This window comes from Pseudomonas sp. NY8896 (genome assembly GCF_039634505.1).
Genome location: NZ_CP132350.1, coordinates 914,502 through 937,207 on the forward strand (window position 1 = coordinate 914,502; position 22,706 = coordinate 937,207).

The 22,706-nt window shown below is 60.9% G+C and carries 26 protein-coding genes and 1 other RNA gene; 16 read left to right on the forward strand and 11 right to left on the reverse strand.

Annotated elements, in window-relative coordinates; translation table 11 throughout:
* Positions 1-65 precede the first annotated feature (65 nt).
* Positions 66-983 carry a sulfate adenylyltransferase subunit CysD gene (gene cysD, locus Q9451_RS04040; RefSeq protein ID WP_003251799.1) on the forward strand — a complete coding sequence of 306 codons (918 nt, stop codon included), beginning with the start codon at positions 66-68 and terminating at the stop codon, positions 981-983.
* Positions 984-999: 16 nt separating this feature from the next.
* A complete protein-coding gene (gene cysN, locus Q9451_RS04045) occupies positions 1,000-2,901 on the forward strand; it encodes a sulfate adenylyltransferase subunit CysN (RefSeq protein ID WP_012274086.1) in 1,902 nt (633 codons plus the stop codon).
* A 93-nt stretch (positions 2,902-2,994) separates the two neighbouring features.
* Here cysN and Q9451_RS04050 read toward each other — a convergent pair whose 3' ends face one another.
* The 3 genes from Q9451_RS04050 to Q9451_RS04060 all read right to left on the reverse strand — a co-directional run bounded on the left by Q9451_RS04050 (position 2,995) and on the right by Q9451_RS04060 (position 4,163).
* The gene (locus Q9451_RS04050; RefSeq protein ID WP_012274085.1) at positions 2,995-3,252 is read right to left on the reverse strand and encodes a bacteriocin immunity protein; all 258 of its coding nucleotides are present in this window, start codon (positions 3,250-3,252) and stop codon (positions 2,995-2,997) included.
* The gene (locus tag Q9451_RS04055; protein WP_012274084.1) at positions 3,249-3,569 is read right to left on the reverse strand and encodes an S-type Pyocin; all 321 of its coding nucleotides are present in this window, start codon (positions 3,567-3,569) and stop codon (positions 3,249-3,251) included. Before Q9451_RS04055 ends, Q9451_RS04050 begins: the two co-directional genes overlap by 4 nt.
* A 114-nt stretch (positions 3,570-3,683) precedes the next feature.
* Positions 3,684-4,163 carry an Lrp/AsnC family transcriptional regulator gene (locus Q9451_RS04060; protein WP_012274083.1) on the reverse strand — a complete coding sequence of 160 codons (480 nt, stop codon included), beginning with the start codon at positions 4,161-4,163 and terminating at the stop codon, positions 3,684-3,686.
* A gap of 127 nt (positions 4,164-4,290) precedes the next feature.
* Here Q9451_RS04060 and Q9451_RS04065 point away from each other — a divergent pair, with 127 nt between their 5' ends.
* Positions 4,291-5,487, forward strand: coding sequence for a methionine gamma-lyase (locus Q9451_RS04065; protein WP_012274082.1), 1,197 nt, complete (start codon positions 4,291-4,293; stop codon positions 5,485-5,487).
* Between the two features lie 59 nt (positions 5,488-5,546).
* Here the strand turns inward: Q9451_RS04065 and Q9451_RS04070 are convergent, their stop codons facing one another.
* A complete protein-coding gene (locus Q9451_RS04070; protein ID WP_012274081.1) occupies positions 5,547-5,984 on the reverse strand; it encodes a DUF1043 family protein in 438 nt (145 codons plus the stop codon).
* Positions 5,985-6,119: 135 nt separating this feature from the next.
* Between Q9451_RS04070 and Q9451_RS04075 the strand changes: the two genes are divergently transcribed.
* The 3 genes from Q9451_RS04075 (at position 6,120) to zapE (ending at position 9,309) form a co-directional block, all read left to right on the forward strand.
* Positions 6,120-6,755 carry an alpha/beta fold hydrolase gene (locus Q9451_RS04075; protein ID WP_012274080.1) on the forward strand — a complete coding sequence of 212 codons (636 nt, stop codon included), beginning with the start codon at positions 6,120-6,122 and terminating at the stop codon, positions 6,753-6,755.
* A gap of 25 nt (positions 6,756-6,780) precedes the next feature.
* Complete coding sequence (locus tag Q9451_RS04080; RefSeq protein WP_012274079.1) at positions 6,781-8,130, forward strand: tryptophan--tRNA ligase; 1,350 nt, start codon at positions 6,781-6,783, stop codon at positions 8,128-8,130.
* Between the two features lie 84 nt (positions 8,131-8,214).
* On the forward strand, positions 8,215-9,309 hold the full coding sequence (gene zapE, locus Q9451_RS04085; protein ID WP_012274078.1) for a cell division protein ZapE: 1,095 nt from the start codon (positions 8,215-8,217) through the stop codon (positions 9,307-9,309).
* Between the two features lie 31 nt (positions 9,310-9,340).
* Here the strand turns inward: zapE and Q9451_RS04090 are convergent, their stop codons facing one another.
* Together Q9451_RS04090 and Q9451_RS04095 are read right to left on the reverse strand one after the other, a co-directional pair.
* A complete protein-coding gene (locus Q9451_RS04090; protein WP_171577226.1) occupies positions 9,341-10,261 on the reverse strand; it encodes a GlxA family transcriptional regulator in 921 nt (306 codons plus the stop codon).
* A gap of 179 nt (positions 10,262-10,440) precedes the next feature.
* Positions 10,441-11,481, reverse strand: a complete 1,041-nt coding sequence (locus Q9451_RS04095; RefSeq protein ID WP_012274076.1) for an NADP(H)-dependent aldo-keto reductase — start codon at positions 11,479-11,481, stop codon at positions 10,441-10,443.
* Positions 11,482-11,739: 258 nt separating this feature from the next.
* Between Q9451_RS04095 and rplM the strand changes: the two genes are divergently transcribed.
* The 7 genes from rplM (at position 11,740) to Q9451_RS04130 (ending at position 16,604) form a co-directional block, all read left to right on the forward strand.
* Positions 11,740-12,168 (forward strand): 50S ribosomal protein L13, encoded by a 429-nt coding sequence (gene rplM, locus Q9451_RS04100; RefSeq protein WP_003251819.1) that lies wholly within the window; start codon positions 11,740-11,742, stop codon positions 12,166-12,168.
* Positions 12,169-12,182: 14 nt separating this feature from the next.
* The gene (rpsI, locus tag Q9451_RS04105; protein WP_003260797.1) at positions 12,183-12,575 is read left to right on the forward strand and encodes a 30S ribosomal protein S9; all 393 of its coding nucleotides are present in this window, start codon (positions 12,183-12,185) and stop codon (positions 12,573-12,575) included.
* Positions 12,576-12,837: 262 nt separating this feature from the next.
* Positions 12,838-13,431, forward strand: a complete 594-nt coding sequence (gene petA, locus Q9451_RS04110) for a ubiquinol-cytochrome c reductase iron-sulfur subunit (RefSeq protein WP_003251823.1) — start codon at positions 12,838-12,840, stop codon at positions 13,429-13,431.
* A complete protein-coding gene (locus Q9451_RS04115; RefSeq protein WP_003251825.1) occupies positions 13,431-14,642 on the forward strand; it encodes a cytochrome bc complex cytochrome b subunit in 1,212 nt (403 codons plus the stop codon). The genes petA and Q9451_RS04115 overlap by 1 nt, the downstream gene beginning before the upstream one ends.
* On the forward strand, positions 14,642-15,421 hold the full coding sequence (locus Q9451_RS04120; RefSeq protein ID WP_012274075.1) for a cytochrome c1: 780 nt from the start codon (positions 14,642-14,644) through the stop codon (positions 15,419-15,421). Before Q9451_RS04115 ends, Q9451_RS04120 begins: the two co-directional genes overlap by 1 nt.
* Positions 15,422-15,538: 117 nt before the next feature.
* Complete coding sequence (locus Q9451_RS04125; protein WP_012274074.1) at positions 15,539-16,162, forward strand: glutathione S-transferase N-terminal domain-containing protein; 624 nt, start codon at positions 15,539-15,541, stop codon at positions 16,160-16,162.
* A 10-nt stretch (positions 16,163-16,172) separates the two neighbouring features.
* Positions 16,173-16,604 carry a ClpXP protease specificity-enhancing factor gene (locus Q9451_RS04130; protein ID WP_012274073.1) on the forward strand — a complete coding sequence of 144 codons (432 nt, stop codon included), beginning with the start codon at positions 16,173-16,175 and terminating at the stop codon, positions 16,602-16,604.
* Positions 16,605-16,654: 50 nt separating this feature from the next.
* Here the strand turns inward: Q9451_RS04130 and Q9451_RS04135 are convergent, their stop codons facing one another.
* The 5 genes from Q9451_RS04135 to Q9451_RS04155 form a co-directional block, all read right to left on the reverse strand.
* The gene (locus tag Q9451_RS04135; RefSeq protein ID WP_012274072.1) at positions 16,655-16,873 is read right to left on the reverse strand and encodes a YgdI/YgdR family lipoprotein; all 219 of its coding nucleotides are present in this window, start codon (positions 16,871-16,873) and stop codon (positions 16,655-16,657) included.
* 121 nt (positions 16,874-16,994) lie between these two features.
* Positions 16,995-17,573 (reverse strand): BON domain-containing protein, encoded by a 579-nt coding sequence (locus tag Q9451_RS04140; RefSeq protein ID WP_012274071.1) that lies wholly within the window; start codon positions 17,571-17,573, stop codon positions 16,995-16,997.
* Entirely contained in the window at positions 17,570-18,163 is a 594-nt protein-coding gene (locus Q9451_RS04145; RefSeq protein ID WP_012274070.1) for a phosphoheptose isomerase, read from the reverse strand. The genes Q9451_RS04140 and Q9451_RS04145 overlap by 4 nt, the downstream gene beginning before the upstream one ends.
* Before the next feature lie 86 nt (positions 18,164-18,249).
* Positions 18,250-18,621, reverse strand: coding sequence for a YraN family protein (locus Q9451_RS04150; RefSeq protein ID WP_012274069.1), 372 nt, complete (start codon positions 18,619-18,621; stop codon positions 18,250-18,252).
* Positions 18,621-20,438, reverse strand: coding sequence for a penicillin-binding protein activator (locus tag Q9451_RS04155; RefSeq protein WP_012274068.1), 1,818 nt, complete (start codon positions 20,436-20,438; stop codon positions 18,621-18,623). Before Q9451_RS04155 ends, Q9451_RS04150 begins: the two co-directional genes overlap by 1 nt.
* Positions 20,439-20,705: 267 nt before the next feature.
* Here Q9451_RS04155 and rsmI point away from each other — a divergent pair, with 267 nt between their 5' ends.
* The 3 genes from rsmI (at position 20,706) to mraZ (ending at position 22,705) form a co-directional block, all read left to right on the forward strand.
* The gene (gene rsmI, locus Q9451_RS04160; protein WP_231118587.1) at positions 20,706-21,500 is read left to right on the forward strand and encodes a 16S rRNA (cytidine(1402)-2'-O)-methyltransferase; all 795 of its coding nucleotides are present in this window, start codon (positions 20,706-20,708) and stop codon (positions 21,498-21,500) included.
* A gap of 67 nt (positions 21,501-21,567) precedes the next feature.
* An RNA gene (gene rnpB, locus Q9451_RS04165) (RNase P RNA component class A) lies at positions 21,568-21,941 on the forward strand.
* Positions 21,942-22,249: 308 nt separating this feature from the next.
* Positions 22,250-22,705: a division/cell wall cluster transcriptional repressor MraZ gene (gene mraZ / locus Q9451_RS04170; protein ID WP_004575120.1), complete on the forward strand. Its 456-nt coding sequence runs from the start codon at positions 22,250-22,252 to the stop codon at positions 22,703-22,705.
* The last annotated feature ends 1 nt before the right edge of the window (position 22,706 follow it).

Below are 22,706 nucleotides of genomic sequence, written 5' to 3' on the forward strand. Positions count from 1 at the left end.
TGATAAAGTGGCTCGCTCGAACACGGCCCGCAGGCCGTCCATAAGATCGTTTTTCGTGAGTAGCCATGGTCGACAAACTGACGCACTTGAAACAGCTGGAGGCGGAAAGCATCCATATCATCCGCGAGGTGGCCGCCGAGTTCGACAACCCGGTGATGCTGTACTCGATCGGCAAGGATTCCGCCGTGATGCTGCACCTGGCGCGCAAGGCCTTCTTCCCGGGCAAGCTGCCGTTCCCGGTGATGCACGTCGACACCCAGTGGAAATTCCAGGAGATGTACAGCTTCCGCGACAAGATGGTCGAGGAAATGGGCCTGGAACTGATCACCCACGTCAACCCCGAGGGTGTGGCGCAGGGCATCAACCCGTTCACCCATGGCAGCTCCAAGCACACCGACATCATGAAGACCCAGGGCCTGAAGCAGGCGTTGGACAAGCATGGTTTCGACGCCGCTTTCGGTGGCGCGCGCCGCGACGAAGAGAAGTCGCGGGCCAAGGAACGCGTGTATTCGTTCCGTGACAGCAAGCACCGTTGGGACCCGAAAAACCAGCGCCCAGAGCTGTGGAACGTGTACAACGGCAAGGTCAACAAGGGCGAGTCGATCCGCGTCTTCCCGCTGTCGAACTGGACCGAGCTGGACATCTGGCAGTACATCTACCTCGAAGGCATCCCGATCGTGCCGCTGTACTTCGCCGCCGAGCGTGAAGTCATCGAGAAGAACGGCACCCTGATCATGATCGACGACGAGCGCATTCTCGAGCACCTCTCCGAGGAAGAGAAAGCCCGCATCGTCAAGAAGAAGGTGCGTTTCCGTACCCTTGGCTGCTACCCGCTGACGGGCGCTGTCGAGTCGGAAGCCGAAACGCTCACCGACATCATTCAGGAAATGCTCCTGACGCGCACTTCCGAGCGCCAGGGCCGAGTCATCGACCACGATGGCGCCGGTTCCATGGAAGACAAAAAACGTCAGGGCTACTTCTAATTTTCAGGGTTACTCCATGTCGCACCAATCCGATTTGATCAGCGAAGACATCCTCGCTTATCTGGCTCAGCACGAGCGCAAAGAACTGCTGCGTTTCCTCACCTGCGGCAACGTGGATGACGGCAAGAGCACCCTGATCGGGCGCCTGCTGCACGATTCGAAGATGATCTACGAGGACCACCTCGAGGCCATCACCCGTGATTCGAAAAAAGTCGGTACCACCGGCGAAGAAGTCGACCTGGCACTGCTGGTAGACGGCCTGCAGGCCGAGCGTGAGCAGGGCATCACCATCGATGTTGCCTACCGCTACTTCTCCACCGCCAAGCGCAAGTTCATCATTGCCGACACCCCGGGCCACGAGCAGTACACCCGCAACATGGCCACCGGTGCATCCACCTGCGACCTGGCGATCATCCTGGTCGATGCCCGCTACGGCGTGCAGACCCAGACCCGCCGCCACAGCTACATCGCCTCGTTGCTGGGCATCAAGCACATCGTGGTCGCGGTCAACAAGATGGACCTCAAGGGCTTCGACCAAGACGTCTTCGAGTCGATCAAGGCCGACTACCTGCAGTTCGCCGAAGCCATCAACCTGACCCCGAGCAGCCTGCACTTCGTGCCGATGTCGGCGCTCAAGGGTGACAACGTGGTCAACCACAGCGAGCGTTCGCCGTGGTATGCCGGTCCGACGCTGATGGAAATCCTCGAAACCGTCGAAGTGTCGGCCGACCGCAACTTCACCGACCTGCGTTTCCCGGTGCAGTACGTGAACCGCCCGAACCTGAACTTCCGTGGCTTCGCCGGCACCATCGCCAGCGGCGTGGTGCACAAGGGCGACGAAATCGTCGTGCTGCCGTCGGGCAAGAGCAGCCGCGTCAAGTCCATTGTCACCTACGAAGGTGAGCTGGAAAACGCCGGCCCAGGCCAGGCAGTGACCCTGACCATGGAAGACGAGATCGACATCTCCCGTGGCGACCTGCTGGTACATGCCGACAACGTACCGCCGGTGACCGACCAGTTCGACGCCATGCTGGTGTGGATGGCCGAAGAGCCGATGCTCCCGGGCAAGAAGTACGACATCAAGCGCGCCACCAGCTATGTGCCGGGCTCGATTGCCAGCATCACCCACAAGGTCGATGTGAACACCCTGGAGCAGGGCGCTGCCAGCGCACTGCAGCTGAACGAGATCGGCCGCGTGAAGGTTGCACTGGACGCCTCGATCGCCCTGGACGGCTACGACAGCAACCGCACCACCGGTGCGTTCATTGTCATCGACCGCCTGACCAACGGCACCGTTGGCGCCGGCATGATCATCGCTCCGCCCGTTCTGCCACACGGCAGCACCGGCCAGCATGGCAAGCAGGCCCACGTGTCGACCGAAGAGCGCGCCCTGCGCTTCGGCCAGCAGCCAGCCACCGTGCTGTTCAGCGGCCTGTCCGGCGCTGGCAAGAGCACCCTGGCCTATGCCGTGGAGCGCAAGCTGTTCGACATGGGCCGTGCGGTGTACGTGCTCGACGGCCAGAACCTGCGCCACGACCTGAACAAGGGCCTGCCGCAAGACCGCGCCGGTCGCACCGAAAACTGGCGCCGCGCCGCCCATGTGGCGCGCCAGTTCAACGAGGCCGGCCTGCTGACCCTGGCTGCGTTCGTGGCCCCGGATGCCGAAGGCCGCGAACAGGCCAAGGCGCTGATCGGCAAGGACCGCCTGGTGACTGTTTACGTCCAGGCTTCGCCGCTGGCTTGCCGCGAGCGTGACCCGCAAGGCCTGTACGCCGCCGGCGGCGACAACATCCCGGGCGAAAGCTTCCCGTTCGATGTGCCGCTGGATGCTGACCTTGTGATCGACACCCAGTCCACCAGCGTGGACGAAGGTGTGAAGCTGGTGCTGGACGTGCTGCGTCAGCGTGGCGCGATCTAAGCGCTAGGCTGCAAGGAAAACCCCGCTTCGGCGGGGTTTTTTGTGTGCAATACCGGCTTGTGAGGCGATCATCACCCAATGCTGCGCCCGCTGTCAGTCCCTGAACACTGAAAGGCCCTTCGACGCTCTCCATGCCACGATGCGAGTCATTACCTGCCCAGTGCAGTCTTCCGGTTTATCCCCGGTGTAATAGATCAGGTCAGAACCATCGGGGTGCGCAACCAGCTCGATAAAATGCTCCAGCAGTCTTTCCTGCCATTCCCGGGAGCCTGTCGCCTGAATTAGCGCGTCTACTATCGAGCGGAACTCACTGTATGAATAGTCTGCCAGGTCCTGCTTCAGGCTTATCACCAGGGCGCCTCCGATGAAAGCGTGTACTGCATCGCGCTCATGATTCGCAGGTTTTCAGCGTCGTACATCAGCCCACCCCACTCGGGCGGGTTCAGGTGGCATAGCTGATAGGAGCGCAGCCCCTTTGCCGTCTCATGGAATGGCGCGCGAGGGGGCCAGCCTTTCTTGAGGCGGTTGAGCTGGGCGGGGATGAATTGCTGGCTGTAGATTGGGTCCTCTGCGATCGCCAGCCAGAAGGACTGGGAAAAATGGTCGAAGCTGTGGAATGTTCGACCTGCGAGTTTCTGGATGATGAACTCTGGAAGATGGCTGGCCATGGAGTCGTCCCTGGAATAAGAGGCATGGAAAGTGTGCCCGGAGACGAGTTTTATGTATGTCAGAGACGGACTGCGTGTCAGTAGGAACGTTCCTGCTGATTGGGAAGATCTGTCTTAGATGTGTTTTTCCGACACAGGTATTACCCTTTTCTCCTTCACCGCCTTGTAGGAAAAACTCGAATAGATCTCCTTCACCCCCGGCAGCCGTTGCAGCACTTCCCGGGTGAATTCGCCAAACGACTCCAGGTCCCGCGCCAGAATTTCCAGCAAAAAGTCATAGCGCCCTGAGATGTTGTGGCAGGCGACGATCTCGGGAATTTCCATCAGTCGCTGCTCGAACGCCAGCGCCATGTCCTTGGTGTGCGAGTCCATCATGATGCTGACGAACGCCGTCACGCCAAACCCCAGCGACTTGGGCGAGAGGATGGCCTGGTAGCCGGTGATGTAGCCGTTGTCTTCCAGCAGCTTGACCCGTCGCCAGCAGGGCGAGGTGGTCAGCGCCACCTGGTCGGCGAGCTCGGCGATGGTGAGGCGGGCGTTGTCCTGCAACGCAGCCAGCAGGGCGCGGTCGGTGCGATCGAGGCTTGAAGGCATATTTTGCCCTCCTGGTCCGTTGATTATTGTTTTCGTTCCAGCAAGCACGCGTATGCGTGGGCCAATTTGGAAAAAATCGGGCAGCCCGGTGGCATAAGCTTATAACAAACCACAAGAGGCTGTTGCCATGCGCGACTCCCATAACAACACCGGTTTTTCCACACGGGCCATTCACCATGGCTACGACCCGCTTTCCCACGGTGGTGCCCTGGTGCCACCGGTGTACCAGACCGCTACCTATGCCTTTCCCACCGTTGAGTACGGCGCAGCCTGCTTCGCCGGGGAGGAGGCGGGCCACTTTTACAGCCGCATCTCCAACCCCACCCTGGCCTTGCTCGAGCAACGCATGGCTTCGTTGGAGGGCGGTGAGGCGGGGCTGGCGCTGGCGTCGGGGATGGGCGCGATCACTTCGACCATCTGGACCTTGCTGCGGCCTGGCGATGAACTGATTGTCGGGCGTACTTTGTATGGCTGCACGTTCGCTTTCCTGCATCACGGCATTGGCGAGTTCGGGGTAAAGATCCACCATGTCGACCTCAATGATGCCAAGGCCCTGAAAGCGGCGATCAACAGCAAAACACGGATGATCTACTTCGAAACGCCGGCCAACCCCAACATGCAACTGGTGGATATAGCGGCGGTCGTCGAGGCAGTACGAGGGCGTGATGTACTTGTGGTGGTCGACAACACCTATTGCACGCCGTACCTGCAGCGGCCGCTGGAGCTTGGGGCGGACCTGGTGGTGCATTCGGCGACCAAGTACCTCAGTGGCCATGGTGATATCACGGCGGGCCTGGTGGTGGGGCGTAAGGCGCTGGTCGACCGCATTCGCCTGGAGGGGCTGAAGGACATGACCGGGGCGGTGCTGTCGCCGCATGACGCGTCGCTGCTGATGCGCGGTATCAAGACCTTGGCCCTGCGCATGGACCGCCATTGCGCCAACGCCTTGCAGGTGGCGCAGTTCCTCGCGCGGCAGCCGCAGGTGGAACTTATTCACTACCCAGGTTTGCCGTCGTTCGCCCAATACGAACTGGCGCAGCGGCAGATGCGCTTGCCGGGTGGGATGATTGCCTTCGAGCTCAAGGGGGGGATCGACGCCGGGCGGCGCTTCATGAATGCGCTGCAGCTGTTTGCACGGGCGGTGAGCTTGGGTGATGCCGAATCGCTGGCGCAGCATCCGGCGAGCATGACGCATTCCAGTTACACGCCGCAGGAGCGGGCGCATCACGGCATATCGGAAGGATTGGTGCGGTTGTCGGTGGGGCTGGAGGATGTGGAAGACCTGCTGGCGGATGTCGAGCAGGCATTGCAGGCTTGCAAATAGGCAGCCTGTACCAGCCCACAAAAAAGGCCTCTTGCGAGGCCTTTTTCATGTTCAGCCGATCAGCGCTTGAGCCCGTAGCTCTCGTCGAGCATGCCCGGCGAGTTCGGCGCTTTTGGCGCATAGTCGCGTGGCACTTCGGCGGTGTCCTTCGGCGGGGTCAGGCGGTCACGCGGGCCTTGCGGCGCTTCGGAATGCAGCGCAGCCAGCAGGCGCTGGCGGGTGACGTCGTCGAGGGCCAGGCTGTTGGCGCCTTCGGCCAGGTGATCCTGTACGTCCTGGTAGCTCTGGGTCAGTTTCTTGACCAGCATGGCGGTGCTGTTGAAGTGGGTGACCACTTCGTTCTGGTAGCTGTCGAAACGCTTCTGGATATCATCCAGTTGGCGCTGGGTGTTGCTCGGCGCCGCATTGGGCAGCAGGCGGGCAACGATGAAACCGACCGCCACACCGATGACCAGGGCCAGGGTTGGCAACAACCAAACAAGGAGCGAGAGTTCCACGAGTCCTTCCTCTATAAACGGCTTTGCTTTACGTTAACGGCTCAGACCTGCGCTGTATACCGCGAGCGATCGCAAATCAGAACAGAATTCCTCACCTAGACGAATCGACCCTTCCCGAGGTCACGGAGTAGTGCCTTGCTTGTCCGCGAAACCCCCTTGTTCATCGATGGCCCCAGCGGCCAGCTGGAAGCCTTGTACCTGGACGTGGCCGACGCCCGTGGCGCGGTGCTGATCTGCCACCCCAACCCGGTCCAGGGCGGCACCATGCTCAACAAGGTGGTCTCGACCCTGCAGCGCACCGCACGTGATGCCGGCTATGTGACCCTGCGTTTCAACTACCGTGGTGTTGGCCAGAGCGCCGGTAGCCATGACATGGGCGCTGGCGAAGTGGCCGATGCCGAGGCCGCTGCCGCCTGGCTGCGTGCCAAACACCCCGAGCTGCCACTTGTGCTGATGGGCTTCTCGTTCGGTGGTTTCGTGGCCACCAGCCTGGCTGGGCGCCTGGAAGCTGCAGGCACGCAGTTGCAGCATCTGTTCATGATCGCCCCCGCCGTCATGCGCCTGACCACCGAGTTCCCGGTGCCGCAGCGTTGCCCGATCACCGTGGTGCAACCGGACGCCGACGAAGTCGTCGCGCCGCAGCTGGTTTACGAGTGGTCCGACAGCTTGTCGCGCCCCCATGAGCTGCTGAAAGTGGCAGAATGCGGACACTTCTTCCATGGCAAGCTGACCGATCTGAAGGATCTGCTGCTGCCGCGCCTTTCGAACTGAGCCAAGCCTGAATAAGCGAACACCCATGACCACGCGCATTCTTACCGGTATCACCACCACCGGCACACCGCACCTGGGCAACTACGCCGGCGCCATCCGCCCGGCGATCCGTGCCAGCCAGCAGCCCGGTGTCGACTCGTTCTACTTCCTGGCCGACTACCACGCCCTGATCAAGTGCGACGACCCGCAGCGCATTCAACGTTCGCGTCTGGAAATCGCCGCCACTTGGTTGGCCGGTGGCCTGGACCCAGACAAGGTGACCTTCTACCGCCAGTCCGATATCCCGGAAATCCCCGAGCTGACCTGGCTGCTGACCTGCGTTGCCGCCAAGGGCCTGCTGAACCGTGCCCATGCCTACAAGGCCTCGGTGGACAAGAACGTCGAGAGCGGCGAAGACCCGGACGCCGGCGTGAGCATGGGCCTGTTCAGCTACCCGGTGCTGATGGCTGCCGACATCCTGATGTTCAACGCCAACAAGGTGCCGGTTGGCCGTGACCAGATCCAGCACGTGGAAATGGCCCGCGACATCGGCCAACGCTTCAACCACCTGTTCGGTCAGGGCCAGGACTTCTTCGCCCTGCCAGAAGCGGTGATCGAAGAAAGCGTGGCCACGCTGCCCGGCCTGGATGGGCGCAAGATGTCCAAGAGCTATGACAACACCATCCCGTTGTTCACCAGCGCCAAGGACATGAAGGACGCCATTTCGCGCATCGTCACCGACTCGCGCGCGCCAGGCGAAGCGAAAGACCCGGACAACTCGCACCTGTTCACCCTGTACCAGGCTTTCTCGACGCCGGAGCAATGCGCCGGCTTCCGTGAAGAGCTGCTGCAGGGTCTGGGCTGGGGCGATGCCAAGCAGCGCCTGTTCCAGTTGCTGGATGGCCAACTGGCCGAAAAACGCGAGTACTACCACCAGTTGATCGCCCGCCCGGCGGACCTGGAAGACATCCTGCTGGCCGGCGCCGCCAAGGCCCGCAAGATTGCCACGCCGTTCCTCGAGCAACTGCGCGAAGCCGTTGGCCTGCGTTCGTTCCGTACTGGCGTGCAGGCCACTGCCGAAGTGAAGAAAAAAGCCGCCAAGAGTGCGCGCTTTGTCAGCTTCCGTGACGAAGATGGCAGCTTCCGCTTCCGCCTGCTGGCCGCTGACGGCGAGCAACTGCTGCTGTCGCGCAGCTTTGCCGACGGCAAGAGCGCCGGCGCCGTGAGCAAGCAGCTGCAACAGGGTGGCGAGGCCGATGTACGGGTTGAAGGCCTGAGCTTCGGCCTGTGGCTGAATGGCGAGCAGGTTGCCGACGGGCCGCAGTTTGACAGCACCGAAGCCCGTGATGTGGCCATTCAAAGCCTGCGTGATGCCCTGGCACCACAGCACGACTGAGGCATATTGACGCAAGTCTGATTGCCATTAAGCGGGCCTGTCGCTACAGTGACGGCCCGTTTTTTGTTGCCTCGCTAACGAATCATGACTCCCTTAGAACGCTATCAAGCAGATCTGAAACGTCCCGACTTCTTCCATGACGCGGCGCAGGAAACTGCGGTGCGTCACCTGCAGCGCCTGTACGACGACCTGGTGCAGGCGCAGAACAATAAGCCAGGCATGTTCGGCAAGTTGTTCGGCAAGAAGGAGCAGACCCCGGTCAAGGGCCTGTACTTCTGGGGTGGGGTAGGGCGAGGCAAGACCTACCTGGTCGATACATTCTATGAAGCGCTGCCGTTCAAGCAGAAGATGCGCACGCACTTCCACCGCTTCATGAAGCGCGTGCACGAGGAAATGAAAACCCTCAAGGGCGAGAAGAACCCGCTGACCATCATCGCCAAGCGCTTCAGCGAAGAAGCCAAGGTCATCTGCTTCGACGAATTCTTCGTGTCGGACATTACCGATGCCATGATCCTCGGCACCCTGATGGAAGAACTGTTCAAGAACGGCGTATCGCTGGTGGCCACCTCCAACATCGTGCCGGACGGCTTGTACAAAGACGGCCTGCAACGTGCGCGCTTCCTGCCGGCCATCGCCATGATCAAGCAGTACACCGACGTGGTGAACGTGGATAGCGGCGTCGACTACCGCCTGCGTCATCTGGAACAGGCCGAACTGTTCCACTTCCCGCTCAATGATGCGGCGCATCAGAGCATGCGTGCCAGCTTCAAGGCGCTGACCCCTGAGTGCACCCAGGCGGTCGAGAACGACGTGCTGATGATCGAGAACCGCCCGATCAATGCCCTGCGTACGTGCGACGACGTCGCCTGGTTCGACTTCCGCGCCCTGTGCGACGGGCCGCGCAGCCAGAACGACTACATCGAACTGGGCAAGATCTTCCACGCCGTGTTGCTCAGCAACGTGGAGCAGATGGGCGTTACCACCGACGACATCGCCCGTCGCTTCATCAACATGGTGGACGAGTTCTACGACCGCAACGTCAAGTTGATCATCTCGGCCGAGGTGGAACTAAAGGACCTGTATACCGGTGGGCGCCTGAGCTTCGAGTTCCAGCGTACCCTGAGCCGGTTGCTGGAGATGCAGTCGCACGAATTCCTGTCGCGCGCGCACAAGCCATAAATTTGGGGGCCGCAAAGCGGCCCCATTGGCCTCAAGCCTCTTGCATGAACTGCTGCCGATACTGGTTTGGTGACAGCTCGGTGTGCTGGCGAAACAGCCGCGCGAAGAAACTGGCATCGTCATAACCGACCTCGTAGCTGATGGTCTTGATGCTCTTGCGCGTGCTCGACAACAACCCCTTGGCTGTCTCGATGCGTAGCCGTTGCAGGTAGTGCAGCGGCTTGTCACCCGTTGCGCCCTGGAACCGGCGCATGAAGTTGCGGATGCTCATGCCGTGGTTGCGGGCCACATCTTCGAAGCGGAACTTGTCGGCGAAGTGCTCTTCCAGCCAGTGCTGAATCTGCAGGATGATCAGGTCCTGGTGCAGTTTTTGCCCGCCAAAGCCCATGCGCCCCGGGGTGTAGTTGCGTTGCACTTCGTAAAGAATGTCGCGTGACACCGCACGGGCCACATTGGCACCGCAGAAGCGCTCGATCAGGTAGATGTACAGGTCGCAGGCTGAAGTTGCACCGCCGGCGCAATAGATATTGTCGGCATCGGTCAGGTGCTTGTCCTGGTTCAGGCGGATCTTCGGGAAGCGTTCGGCAAAGCTGCTGAAGAAGCGCCAGTAGGTGGTGGCCTCCTTGCCGTCGAGCAGGCCCGACTCGGCCAGCCAGAACACGCCACTGGCCTCGGCGCACAGCACCGCGCCACGCGCGTGCTGCTCACGCAGCCACGGCAGCACCTGCGGGTAACGTTGCAGGAGGTTGTCGAAGTCATCCCAGTAGGCCGGGAGAATGATCACATCGGCGTCGTCCAGGCCGCCATCGACCGGTAGCTGCACATTGCTGAAGCTGTCCACAGGTTGGCCGTCGGGGCTCACCAGGCGGATTTCGAACATGGGCTGCAAACCCAGGCCCAGCTGCTTGCTGTAGCGCAGGCTGGCGAGGTGGAAGAAGTCCTTGGCCTGCATCAAGGTCGAAGCAAACACCTTGTCAATGGCCAGGATGCTGACGCGCCGCAGCGACGCGGAGGGTTGGGTAAACATCATTGTCATTGTTCTTATAGGGTAGAGTGGTCAATCACCGGCTGGATCGTCTTATTTTTTGGCGATTGTGTCTACCCCATGTAACAGCGGGGCTGCTTTGCAGCTCAAGGTGCCGGGTTAGGCTGCTCCTGGTGGATGGCTTCAATCGCCGCCAGCAACTCATCGCTCAGGTTCAGCTCAAGGCTCGCCAGGTTGCTGTCCAGCTGTTGCAGGCTGGTGGCACCGATGATGTTGCTGGTCACGAACGGCTGTCGGGTGACGAACGCCAGGGCCATCTGCGCCGGGTCCAGGCCGTGCTCGCGGGCCAGTTGCACATAGCGGCTGCAGGCTGCCACGGTCTGCGGGTTGGAATAACGGGCAAAGCGGCTGAACAGGGTCAGGCGTGCGTTGCCCGGCCGTGCGCCGTTCTCGTACTTGCCCGAGAGCATGCCGAAGGCCAGCGGCGAATAGGCCAGCAGGCCGCACTGCTCGCGGATGGCCACTTCCGCCAGGCCTACCTCGAAGCTGCGGTTGAGCAGGTTATACGGGTTCTGGATCGACACCGCCCGCGGCCAGCCACGGCTTTCGGCCAACTGCAGGAACTTCATGGTGCCCCACGGCGTTTCGTTGGACAGGCCAATGTGGCGGATCTTGCCCGCGTGCACCTGCTCGTCGAGTACTTCGAGGGTTTCTTCCAGCGGGGTGAAATGGTCCTGTGGCAGGTGCTGGTAGCCCAGCTTGCCGAAGAAGTTGGTGCTGCGCTCCGGCCAGTGCAACTGATACAGGTCGATACGGTCGGTTTGCAGGCGCTTGAGGCTTTCGTCCAGCGCCGCGACGATGTGCTGGCGGTTGTGCTTGAGCTGGCCGTCGCGGATGTGGCTGATCCCGTTGCCGGGGCCTGCGACCTTGCTGGCCAGGACCCAGTCATCGCGATCGCCGTTGGCCCGGAACCAGTTGCCGATGATGCGTTCGGTGGCAGCGTAGGTTTCCGGGCGGGGTGGCACCGGGTACATTTCGGCGGTGTCGATGAAGTTGACCCCGGCTTTCTTGGCCCGGGCAATCTGTTCGAAGGCCTCGGCTTCAACGTTCTGCTCGCCCCAGGTCATGGTGCCCAGGCACAGGGCGCTGACGTTGAGGTCGGTACGGCCGAGCTGACGGTATTCCATCGGTTAGACACTCCTTGGCAATAGAAGCCTATCAAAGCAGGTTGAAATTTTTCTCGCAATCTGGATAATTCAGCCCCTCTCCGCGTGGCGGAAGTGATGCACCATCACGCAGGAAGAACCCCGTCGAACATTGGCGTGCCCGACCCGAGCCCCCAAAAGCGTCTGTGTTCGGCTGCGCGCTTGCCCTTGGCAAGCTGTGCACTATCCAGTAAGATTCGCCGTCTATTTTTCGCTGGGCGGCCTCTGAGGCTTTAGAGAATGAAAACTTTTACTGCTAAACCGGAAACAGTAAAGCGCGAGTGGTTCGTAGTCGACGCCGCTGGCCAGACCCTGGGTCGTCTGGCTACCGAAATCGCTACCCGTCTGCGTGGCAAACACAAACCAGAATACACCCCTCACGTTGACACCGGCGACTACATCGTCGTTATCAACGCCGAGCAGGTTCGTGTGACTGGTGCCAAGTCTTCCGACAAAATGTACTACTCCCACTCCGGCTTCCCGGGCGGTATCAAGGAAATCAACTTCGAGAAGTTGATCGCCAAGGCCCCTGAGCGTGTTATCGAAACCGCGGTCAAAGGCATGCTGCCTAAGAACCCGCTGGGTCGCGACATGTACCGCAAGCTGAAAGTGTACGCGGGTGCTGCTCACCCACACACTGCTCAGCAGCCTCAAGAACTGAAGATCTAACGGGATAGTTCATTATGTCGGCGACTCAAAATTACGGCACTGGCCGTCGCAAGACCGCAACCGCTCGCGTATTCCTGCGTCCGGGTACTGGTAACATTTCCATCAACAACCGTTCTCTGGACGTGTTCTTCGGTCGCGAAACCGCTCGCATGGTTGTTCGCCAGCCACTCGAGCTGACCGAAACCGTTGAGAAGTTCGACATCTACGTCACCGTTTCCGGTGGTGGTGTCAGCGGTCAAGCCGGTGCGATCCGTCACGGTATCACCCGCGCTCTGATGGAATACGACGAAACCCTGCGTGGCGCTCTGCGTCGTGCTGGCTACGTCACCCGCGACGCTCGTGAAGTTGAGCGTAAGAAAGTGGGTCTGCGTAAAGCGCGTAAGCGTCCTCAGTACTCCAAGCGTTAATACCGCTTCGGCAGTCGAAAAAAGCCCGGTTCCTTGGAACCGGGCTTTTTTTTTGGCTTGAACTAACCTGTCAGCATGTCAGTGGCCGCTTGTCGCATAGACACAGATCAAGCAAAGCGCGGGTTGTCACCCTTGCCGGGGTAATCACCTTGTCAGTGTGTGGATTTGTTTCTTACCATGGCGGCCAATTTTTAGTGCCATTGACACAACCTAAGTACAAGCCTGGTTCAACAGGCCAAGCAAGCTGATGGGAGAGGACTGAATGAGCAATGACGGCGTCAACGCAGGCCGGCGCCGCTTCCTCGTAGCCGCGACATCCGTGGTCGGGGCAGCGGGAGCAGTGGGGGCTGCGGTACCGTTCGTGGGGTCATGGTTTCCCAGTGCCAAGGCGAAAGCCGCGGGTGCACCGGTGAAGGTCAATATTGCCAAGGTCGAGGCCGGGCAGCAGATGGTGGCCGAGTGGCGTGGCCAGCCCGTATTCATCGTGCGCCGAACGGAGGAGATTCTCGGTAACCTGAAAAAAATCACCGGCGATCTGTCTGATCCAGAGTCCAAGGCCTCGGTCCAGCCGGCTTACGTCGACCCCGAGGTTCGCTCGATCAAGCCGGAAATCCTCATTCTCGTGGGCCTCTGCACGCACCTGGGTTGCTCGCCCACCTTCCGCCCGGAAGTCGCGCCCGCCGACCTTGGCCCGAAATGGGTAGGTGGCTACTTCTGCCCATGCCACGGCTCCCACTATGACCTGGCTGGCCGTGTCTACAAGTCGCAGCCGGCGCCTCTCAACCTGCCCGTGCCACCGCACTCTTACGAGTCGGACGAGATCATCGTCATTGGCGTCGACCAGGAGAACGCATGATGAGCAAGTTCATGGACTGGATTGATGCTCGCTTCCCCGCCACCAAGATGTGGGAAGACCACCTGAGCAAGTATTACGCGCCCAAGAACTTCAACTTCCTGTATTTCTTCGGCTCCTTGGCATTGCTGGTATTGGTGAATCAGATCGTTACCGGCGTGTGGCTGACCATGAGCTTCACGCCCTCGGCGGAAGAGGCGTTCGCCTCGGTCGAGTACATCATGCGTGATGTGGAGTACGGCTGGATTCTGCGCTACCTGCACTCTACCGGTGCGTCTGCGTTCTTCATCGTGGTCTACCTGCACATGTTCCGCGGCCTGCTCTACGGCTCCTACCAGAAGCCACGCGAACTGGTCTGGTTGTTCGGCATGCTGATCTACCTGGCGCTGATGGCTGAAGCGTTCATGGGCTACCTGTTGCCGTGGGGGCAGATGTCTTACTGGGGCGCCCAGGTGATCATTTCGCTGTTCGGTGCCATCCCGGTGATCGGTGACGACCTCACCCAGTGGATCCGTGGTGACTACCTGATCTCGGGCATCACCCTGAACCGCTTCTTCGCCCTGCACGTGGTTGCCCTGCCAATCGTGATTCTCGGCCTGGTGGTGCTGCATATCCTTGCGCTGCACGAAGTGGGTTCGAACAACCCTGATGGCGTGGACATCAAGAAGAAAAAGGACGAAAACGGCATTCCGCTGGACGGCATTCCGTTCCACCCGTACTACACCGTCAAAGACATTGTCGGGGTGGTGGTGTTCCTGTTCGTGTTCTGCGCCGTGGTGTTCTTCTTCCCGGAAATGGGCGGTTACTTCCTGGAAAAACCGAACTTCGAGCAGGCCAACGCGTTCAAGACCCCTGAGCACATCGCTCCGGTGTGGTACTTCACACCCTTCTACGCGATCCTGCGTGCGGTGCCCGACAAGCTGATGGGTGTCATTGCCATGGGTGCGGCCATCGCCGTGCTGTTCGTACTGCCCTGGCTCGACCGTAGCCCGGTGCGTTCCATGCGTTACAAGGGCTGGATCAGCAAGGTCTTCCTGCTGGTGTTCTGCGTGGCCTTCGTCATCCTCGGCGTGCTGGGCGTACTGGCGCCGACACCTGGGCGTACCTTGTTGTCGCAGGTATGCACGGTGCTGTACTTCGCCTACTTCCTGCTGATGCCGTTCTACACAAGGCTCGAGAAGACCAAACCGGTTCCGGAAAGGGTGACTGGCTGATGAAAAAGTTGATTGCAGTATTTTTGCTGGCAGTGATGCCTGCCTTTTCCTTCGCTGCCGAACACGGCCTGGAGCTGGACAAGGCCGATATCGACCTGACCGACAAGGCCGCCATGCAGGACGGTGCGCGTACCTTCGCCAACTATTGCATGGGTTGCCACAGTGCCAAGTTCCAGCGTTACGAGCGAGTGGCCGATGACCTGGGCATTCCGCACGAGCTGATGCTCGAGAAGCTGGTGTTCACCGGTGCCAAGATCGGTGACCACATGCAGATCGGCATGAAGCCCAGCGACGCCAAGACTTGGTTCGGCGCTGCGCCACCCGACCTGACCCTGGTGGCTCGGGTGCGCGGTACCGACTGGCTGTACACCTATCTGCGCAGCTTCTACGAGGACCCGTCGCGGCCTTACGGGGTGAACAACAAGGTGTTCCCGAACGTCGGCATGCCGAACGTGTTGGTTGGCCTGCAGGGTAACCAGGTGATCGGCTGCAAGCAGGTGCAGACCGTGACCGATGGCAAGAAGCAATTCGACCCGTTGACCGGCAGCCCGATAACCCATGAAGCCTGTGACCAGCTGACCATTACGCCGAAATCCGGTACCCTGACCACTGAGCAGTTCGACGAGAAGGTCAAGAACCTGGTGACCTTCCTGGCCTATTCGGCCAACCCGGTCAAACTGGAAAGCCAGCGCATCGGTACCTACGTGTTGCTGTACCTGGCTTTCTTCTTCGTATTCGCCTACTTGCTCAAGCGTGAATACTGGAAGGACGTGCACTGATCACGCAGTAGTTTCTGGTTGTTGAACGCGCCCGTGGCGCCCTGGCAATACTGCCAGGGTGCCCCGGGCGCGTTTTCATTTACAGTGTCACAAGCATCCCGTGCGAGGAGCCGCTACATGGGCGCAACCAACAGGTTAGCCTGCTATTCCGATCCCGCTGATCACTATTCTCATCGGGTTCGCCTGGTGCTGGCCGAGAAGGGTGTGAGCGTGCAGGTCATCGATGTCGACCCTGCTCGCCTGCCGCCCAAGCTGGTCGAGGTCAACCCTTACGGCAGCGTGCCGACTTTGGTCGACCGAGACCTGGCGTTGTATGAGTCGACCGTGGTGATGGAATACCTCGAAGAGCGTTACCCGCACCCGCCGCTGATGCCGGTCTACCCGGTTGCGCGCGGCAACAGCCGTTTGCTGATTCACCGCATCCAGCGCGACTGGTGTGCCCTGGCCGATACCGTCCTCGACCCGCGCAGCAAAGAGGCTGTCCGAGCCGATGCGCGTAAGGCCTTGCGTGAAAGCCTGACCGGGGTCTCGCCGTTGTTCAGCGAGTTCGCCTGCTTCATGAGTGATGAGCAAAGCCTGGTCGATTGCTGTCTATTGCCCATACTCTGGCGTCTGCCGGTGTTGGGTATCGAGTTGCCGCGGCAAGCCAAGCCGCTGCTTGATTACATGGAGCGCCAGTTCGCCCGCGAGTCTTTCCAGGCGAGCCTGTCCTCCGTAGAACGTGAAATGCGCAAGCTTTAAGGAGCCGTTGATGAACTCCAGTCGCCCCTATCTGGTTCGAGCACTGTACGAGTGGATCGTCGACAACGATTGCACGCCCCATATGCTGGTCAATGCCGAATTCCCGAAAGTTCAGGTGCCGGATGGTTTCGCCAGTGATGGCCAGATCGTCTTGAATATCTCGCCAAGTGCCGTGCGGAGCCTGAAGATGGACAACGAAGCGGTCAGTTTCGATGGCCGCTTCGGTGGCGTGCCTCATTCGTTGTACGTGCCGGTTGGCGCCATCCTGGGCATTTATGCTCGCGAAAATGGCCAGGGTATGGTCTTCGAGCTGGAGTCCCCGTTGATGGATGGCGACGACCTTGAAGACGATGATGTACAGCCGGATGACGATGGCCCGCCAGAGGGCGGTGGCCAGCCGCCGCGTCCGACTGGTCGGCCAAGCCTGAAAGTGGTCAAGTAACAAAAAAGGCGATCCAACCGGATCGCCTTTTTCTTTACCGCCAATCTGGGTTACAGGTCGCTGATGGTGCGTACCTGGTCCTTGTTGATGCGGGTGCGCTTGCCGTCGAGCTGTTGGAACTCGTAGAAGCCGGCGTCGCGGTCGAACTTTGGTGCATCGACAGCCTGAATTTCACGGCCATCGTTGAGGGTGATCAGGCTTGGGGTGGAGCAGCCGGCCAGGGTGGCGAAGGTGCCGATCAGCAGGGCGGGCAGCAGAAGCTTTTTCATGCGGTGTTTCCTGGGTTTCTTGAGGGTGTTGTCTGCGCCGGCCTCTTCGCGGCTAAAGCCGCTCCTACAGGGTGTAGCGTACCCCTGTAGGAGCGGCTTTAGCCGCGAAGAGGCCGGAGAGTCAGTCGATGTACTCGAACAGCTTGACGATCTTTTGCACGCCCGACACGCCTTGCACCACGGCAGTGGCCGAGTTGGCCTCTTGCTGGGTGACCAGGCCAAGCAGGTAGACGATGCCGTTTTCGGTGATCACCTTGATGCGCGAGCTTGGCACCGCATTGTCGGTCAGCATCTGGGTCTTGATCTTGGTGGTCAGCCAGGCGTCGTTGTTGCGCGCCAGGATGGAGGAGGGCTGCATCACCTGCAGCTCGTTGTGCACTTTCTTGACCCGTTGTACCTGGCTGGCGGTTTGCTCGGCCAGGCTCTTGAGGTCGGCGCGTGGGGTCTGGCCGGCCAGCAGGACAATGCCGTTGTAGCTGCTGACAACGATGTGCGAGCCCTTGTCCAGGTCTGGGTTGGCCTTGGAGATGTTCACGGCGGCCTTGGTCTCGATCAGCGAGTCGTCGATCTTGCTGCCAATGGTGCGCGTACCGCGATCGTCCTCGATCGGCGAATTGCGGGTAGAGGTGAGTACCGAGCTGCAACCGGTGACGCTCAGGCACAGGGTCAGGGCCATCAGGCCGAGGCGCATAGGGGTCATTCTTCACTCCCGAACAGTTGGCTGTCGATCAGATCGCACAGGCAGTGGATCGCCAGCAGGTGGACTTCCTGGATGCGCGCGGTAACCGTCGAAGGAACGCGGATTTCCACGTCCTCGGGCAGCAGCAGCGAAGCCATGCCGCCGCCGTCGCGACCAGTCAATGCTACGACAATCATTTCGCGGTCATGTGCGGCCTGGATCGCTTGAATGACGTTGGCCGAGTTGCCGCTGGTGGAGATCGCCAGCAGAACGTCGCCGGGCTGGCCCAGGGCGCGGATCTGCTTGGAAAAGACTTCGTTGTAGCTGTAGTCGTTGGCGATAGAGGTCAGGGTCGAGCTGTCGGTGGTCAGCGCGATGGCCGGCAGGCTCGGGCGCTCGCGCTCGAAGCGGTTGAGCAGCTCTGAAGAAAAGTGCTGGGCATCGCCGGCCGAGCCGCCGTTGCCACAGGCGAGCATCTTGCCCTCGTTGAGCAGCGCATTGACCATGACCAGGCTAGCCTGCTCGATGTGCGGTGCCAGGATGTCCATTGCCTGTTGCTTGGTATCGATGCTGGCCTGAAACAGCCGGCGAATTCGGGATTGCATGTCCATCTGGTGACCTTAAGTGGGGCGGTGGCCTTTGCTACGCGCAACAACGACCAGCCCGCGAAACATAGAGCAAAAAAAACGAAGTGGGTTCAGCATTCGAAGGCGTTTTTCAGCCATTGAAGCGGTCTGCCTGCATGGTGGCTGCCCTGCAGGGCGACTACGTCGAAGCGGCAGGGGTGGTTGCCCCAGTGGGGCTCCTTCTGCAGGAACAGGCTGGCGGCAAGCACCAGCCGTTTCTGCTTGCGCCCATCGATACTGTCGAGGGCGCCTCCGAAGCCCGCGTGCAACCGGTAGCGGACTTCGACGAATACTACTGTATCGGCGTCGAGCATGACCAGATCAAGCTCACCGCCTTTGCATCGCCAGTTGCGTGCCAGCAGTTGCAGGCCTTGCCCCTGAAGGTACTCAAGGGCTTGGGTCTCTGCTGCTTGCCCGGCACGGGTAGGCGATGCTGCAGGCATCAGCGCGGGGTGTCAGGCAGGCGCTTGACCTGGCCGCCGGCAAACTCGGCCCATGGCAGCTGGCGCTCGACGCGTTGGTTGGCGTTGATGCTCAGGCTGCCCGAAAGGCCCAGGACGCGGTTGTCCGGCAGTGCTTTCAGCTGGCCCAGGCGTGGCGCCAGGCTGTAGGCATCGACGCCCATGGCATACAGACGGCCCAGGCTGCCAGCGGCCTGTGGCCACTGCTGTACGACCTGTTGGCGCAGGCTGTTGCTGGTGTCGAGCAGCCACGGCGTTTCGCAGAAGCGGATGCCGTTCATGTCGTTGTACTGGTTGACGTCACCGCTGGCGCTGTACAGGTTCGAGGTGGCGTAGACCGGTACGTCACCGGCGTACTGGAAGTTCAGGGTCGGCTTGATCTGCTGGGCCTGCTGTGGGGTCGAGGCGAGGAAAATGAAGTCGATGTCCTGGCGGCGCGACGGTTGTGCGGCAATGCTGCCGCCTACCGTGCTTTGCAGGCTCTTGGCGCGGCCTTCGCTCTGGCGCAGTTGGAACAGGTCGGCAATCTGCTGGGCCAGGGCGACCGGCTGGGCGATGCGCTCGGCGGCGAGCAGGGTGCCACCATTGCCTTCCCAGTCCTGACGGAAGGCGGCCAGTACGCGGTCGCCCCATTCACCGCTCGGCACCAGGGCCACGGCGCGGACCATGCCATCGGCGCGGGCGCGGCGGGCTACTTCGCGGGCTTCGTCTTCGGCAGCCAGGCCGAACTGGAACAGTTGCGGCGGGGCTTTCTGGCCGGCGTCGGCGTAGTTCAGGGCCAGGGTAGTGATCGGCAATTGCGGTTTGGCGGCCAGTTGCTTCACCAGCGGCTTTTCCAGCGGGCCGATGACCAGTTGCACGCCGGCGGCCTGGGCCTGGCGATAGAAGTCATCGAGCGAGCCGATGCGCGAGCTGTCGAACACCTGCACGGCAGGTGCCGGTTGGCCGGCTTGCTGGGCCTGGAAGTGAGCGGCCATGAAGCCGTCACGCAGGGCGCGGGCAACACCGGCCAGCGGGCCCTCCTGAGGCAGCAGCAGGGCGACCTTGGTCAGCGGTTGGCTGGCCAGTTCCTTGAGCTTGGTCAGCGCCAGCGGCAGTTGCTGGGCGGCAGGGTGGTCCGGGTGTTGTTTGACCCAGGTCTCGATGGCCGCTTGTTGCTGTTCCAGGGTGCCTGCACTTTTCACGGCGAAGGCCAGGCTGGTCCAGCCGGCCAGGGTCTGATCGTTGGCTGGCTGTTGCAGTTGCTCTGCCGGCAGTGAGGCAACCAGGGCCCAGATGGCGTCATTGTTGGCGCTGGCGGCCTGGCCGCTGAGCAGCGGGGCCAGCAGCACGCGCTGTTGTGCGGCCGCCAAGGCCTGGCCGTCGGCTTCGAGGGCGGCGGCATGCACGTTGTAGGTGCGCGCTTGCTGTTCCTTTGGCAGCTCAGCTACGCGCTGCAGGCTGGGGTGGGCCAGGGCAGCCAGGGCCGCTTTGGGCTGGTTGCGGCTCATGGCCAGCTCGGCGGCGAGGGTGCTGGCGAACACTTGCTGGGCCGGCTTGAGCGTGTCCAGCGGAACCTGCTCGAGAATGCGTGCGGCGCGTGGGAAATCCTTCTGCTTGTAGGCCAGGTCGGCCGCGCTCAGGCGCAGCAGGGCCGCGTCTTCAGCAGACTTGCTGGAAGCGGCTTTTTCGAGCAGTTGCTCGATGCTGGCGTCCGGGGTGCGTGGCAGTTCGCCCAGGCTGGATGAGGGCGAGCTGGCGCAGGCTGCCAGCAGGGCGGCGAGGCAGAGGGCTGTGAGCAGCCGCAGGCAAGCGATCATGTAAAGGTCCTGTTACTCGATCAAGTTGGCCGGCAATTGTACCCAAGCACTGGCCGGGGCGCGATGTTGCTGTGTCGATCCTTCACTATAGGCGGCTTGTTACTGATCGCCGGCGAAGATCTTTGCGCCCTGTTGCAGGCGCTCGGGCTACAATGGCGCCTTTGATCCAAATGACAGGTGTACGCAGTGACTGATGTGGCAGGGGCTTCGAAATCCACGGTGGGGACGCTGTATGTGGTGGCAACCCCCATCGGCAATCTCGACGACATGAGCGCCCGGGCGCTGAAGGTGCTGGCGGATGTGGCCCTGATCGCCGCCGAAGACACCCGTCATTCGATCCGCCTGCTGCAACACTTTGGCATCGATACGCCGTTGGCGGCCTGCCATGAGCACAACGAGCGCGACGAGGGCGGGCGCTTTCTCACCAAGCTGCTCGCGGGTGAGCATGTGGCGCTGGTTTCCGATGCCGGCACGCCGCTGATTTCCGATCCGGGTTACCACCTGGTGCGCCAGGCGCGGGCCGCGGGCGTGAACGTGGTGCCGGTGCCGGGCGCCTGTGCTTTGATCGCCGCGCTGTCGGCAGCCGGCTTGCCGTCGGACCGCTTCATCTTCGAAGGCTTCCTGCCGGCCAAGCAGGCCGGGCGTCGGGCACGCCTGGAGCAAGTAAAGGAAGAGCCACGTACGCTGATTTTCTATGAGGCCCCGCACCGGATCCTGGAGTGCCTTGAGGACATGGAAGCGGTATTTGGTGGCGACCGCCCGGCGTTGCTGGCGCGCGAATTGACTAAAACCTTCGAGACCCTGAAGGGTTTGCCGCTGGCGGAGCTACGTGCATTCGTTGCTGGTGATAGCAACCAGCAGCGCGGTGAATGCGTGGTGCTGGTCGGCGGCTGGAGTGCGCCGGAGGGCGAGCAGGCCATCAGCGCCGAGGCGCAGCGTGTGCTCGACCTGCTGTTGGCCGAGTTGCCGCTGAAGCGGGCGGCGGCACTTGCCGCGGAAATTACCGGTGTGCGCAAGAACCTGTTGTATCAACTTGCCCTTGAAAAGCAGAAAGCCGAATAGTGGCACTTTGATATAAATACCGGTATTGCTTGTTCTTGTGCGCGCGTGCCGGTAACCTTGGCGGCGGAGAGTCGATCAGACAGTCGCTGCCTGTTTTTGTTCCGCAACTTTGTTGTGTGGACAGCAGGGGGAGGAAAGTCCGGGCTCCATAGGGCAGAGTGCCAGGTAACGCCTGGGAGGCGCGAGCCTACGGAAAGTGCCACAGAAAATAACCGCCTAAGCACTTCGGTGCCGGTAAGGGTGAAAAGGTGCGGTAAGAGCGCACCGCACGTCTGGCAACAGTGCGTGGCTAGGTAAACCCCACTCGGAGCAAGACCAAATAGGGTTCCATCAGGCGTGGCCCGCGTCGGAACCGGGTAGGTTGCTAGAGGCGTCCAGTGATGGCCGTCGTAGAGGAATGACTGTCCTCGACAAAACCCGGCTTACAGATCGACTCTCCACCTTTCCTTCCCTGCGTGATTCGGTAGCAGATCCTCTCTGGTAATACCGAAAAAATCTTACTCTTGATAAATCACTTTAACTTTGAACTCCATTCGCTTGAGTGGGTTTGATTTTTCACGTGTTTTTTTCTCTTCGGCAGTCCTTCCACATTCCCTTATCGCGCTAAATCTCGGTCCTGTAAGGCTTTTCCTTATGAACGCGCCTTGACGGTGCTGCGGACGGATTCCTATAGTGTGCGCAAGTGGCAGAAAGTGGGATGAAGTGGGTTTTCTGGCACAAAAAAGCTAACATTGTGGGGAATCGCAGCCGTGTTCCGCGGAGCCAACGCCGTCAGCCTCGATGCCAAGGGCCGTCTCGCCATGCCGAGCCGGTACCGTGACGAGCTCGATTCGCGTTGCAATGGTCAGCTGATCGTGACCATCGACGCCGTAGACCCCTGCTTGTGTGTTTATCCCCTCGATGAGTGGGAACAGATAGAAGCCAAGTTGCGTGCCTTGCCATCGTTGCGTGAGGAAAACCGCCGCCTGCAGCGCTTGCTGATTGGTAATGCGGTTGACCTGGAGCTCGATGGCAGTGGTCGTTTCCTGGTGCCGCCCCGCCTGCGTGAGTACGCCAAGCTCGACAAGAAGGCGATGCTGGTGGGGCAACTGAACAAATTCCAGCTGTGGGATGAAGATGCCTGGAACGCGGTTTCGGCAGCCGACCTTGCAGCTATTCAACAACCGGGCGCCATGCCCGACGAATTGCGTGACCTGATCCTGTGAC

Bases quoted from the DNA above. Each gene is read 5' to 3' on its own strand.
- cysD (WP_003251799.1), top strand. From the start codon at position 66: ATGGTCGACAAACTGACGCACTTGAAACAGCTGGAGGCGGAAAGCATC.
- cysN (WP_012274086.1), top strand. From the start codon at position 1,000: ATGTCGCACCAATCCGATTTGATCAGCGAAGACATCCTCGCTTATCTG.
- Q9451_RS04055 (WP_012274084.1), bottom strand. From the start codon at position 3,569: ATGGCCAGCCATCTTCCAGAGTTCATCATCCAGAAACTCGCAGGTCGA.
- Q9451_RS04060 (WP_012274083.1), bottom strand. From the start codon at position 4,163: ATGCCTTCAAGCCTCGATCGCACCGACCGCGCCCTGCTGGCTGCGTTG.
- Q9451_RS04065 (WP_012274082.1), top strand. From the start codon at position 4,291: ATGCGCGACTCCCATAACAACACCGGTTTTTCCACACGGGCCATTCAC.
- Q9451_RS04080 (WP_012274079.1), top strand. From the start codon at position 6,781: ATGACCACGCGCATTCTTACCGGTATCACCACCACCGGCACACCGCAC.
- zapE (WP_012274078.1), top strand. From the start codon at position 8,215: ATGACTCCCTTAGAACGCTATCAAGCAGATCTGAAACGTCCCGACTTC.
- Q9451_RS04090 (WP_171577226.1), bottom strand. From the start codon at position 10,261: ATGCAGGCCAAGGACTTCTTCCACCTCGCCAGCCTGCGCTACAGCAAG.
- Q9451_RS04095 (WP_012274076.1), bottom strand. From the start codon at position 11,481: ATGGAATACCGTCAGCTCGGCCGTACCGACCTCAACGTCAGCGCCCTG.
- rplM (WP_003251819.1), top strand. From the start codon at position 11,740: ATGAAAACTTTTACTGCTAAACCGGAAACAGTAAAGCGCGAGTGGTTC.
- rpsI (WP_003260797.1), top strand. From the start codon at position 12,183: ATGTCGGCGACTCAAAATTACGGCACTGGCCGTCGCAAGACCGCAACC.
- petA (WP_003251823.1), top strand. From the start codon at position 12,838: ATGAGCAATGACGGCGTCAACGCAGGCCGGCGCCGCTTCCTCGTAGCC.
- Q9451_RS04115 (WP_003251825.1), top strand. From the start codon at position 13,431: ATGAGCAAGTTCATGGACTGGATTGATGCTCGCTTCCCCGCCACCAAG.
- Q9451_RS04120 (WP_012274075.1), top strand. From the start codon at position 14,642: ATGAAAAAGTTGATTGCAGTATTTTTGCTGGCAGTGATGCCTGCCTTT.
- Q9451_RS04125 (WP_012274074.1), top strand. From the start codon at position 15,539: ATGGGCGCAACCAACAGGTTAGCCTGCTATTCCGATCCCGCTGATCAC.
- Q9451_RS04130 (WP_012274073.1), top strand. From the start codon at position 16,173: ATGAACTCCAGTCGCCCCTATCTGGTTCGAGCACTGTACGAGTGGATC.
- Q9451_RS04135 (WP_012274072.1), bottom strand. From the start codon at position 16,873: ATGAAAAAGCTTCTGCTGCCCGCCCTGCTGATCGGCACCTTCGCCACC.
- Q9451_RS04140 (WP_012274071.1), bottom strand. From the start codon at position 17,573: ATGACCCCTATGCGCCTCGGCCTGATGGCCCTGACCCTGTGCCTGAGC.
- Q9451_RS04145 (WP_012274070.1), bottom strand. From the start codon at position 18,163: ATGGACATGCAATCCCGAATTCGCCGGCTGTTTCAGGCCAGCATCGAT.
- Q9451_RS04150 (WP_012274069.1), bottom strand. From the start codon at position 18,621: ATGCCTGCAGCATCGCCTACCCGTGCCGGGCAAGCAGCAGAGACCCAA.
- Q9451_RS04155 (WP_012274068.1), bottom strand. From the start codon at position 20,438: ATGATCGCTTGCCTGCGGCTGCTCACAGCCCTCTGCCTCGCCGCCCTG.
- rsmI (WP_231118587.1), top strand. From the start codon at position 20,706: ATGAGCGCCCGGGCGCTGAAGGTGCTGGCGGATGTGGCCCTGATCGCC.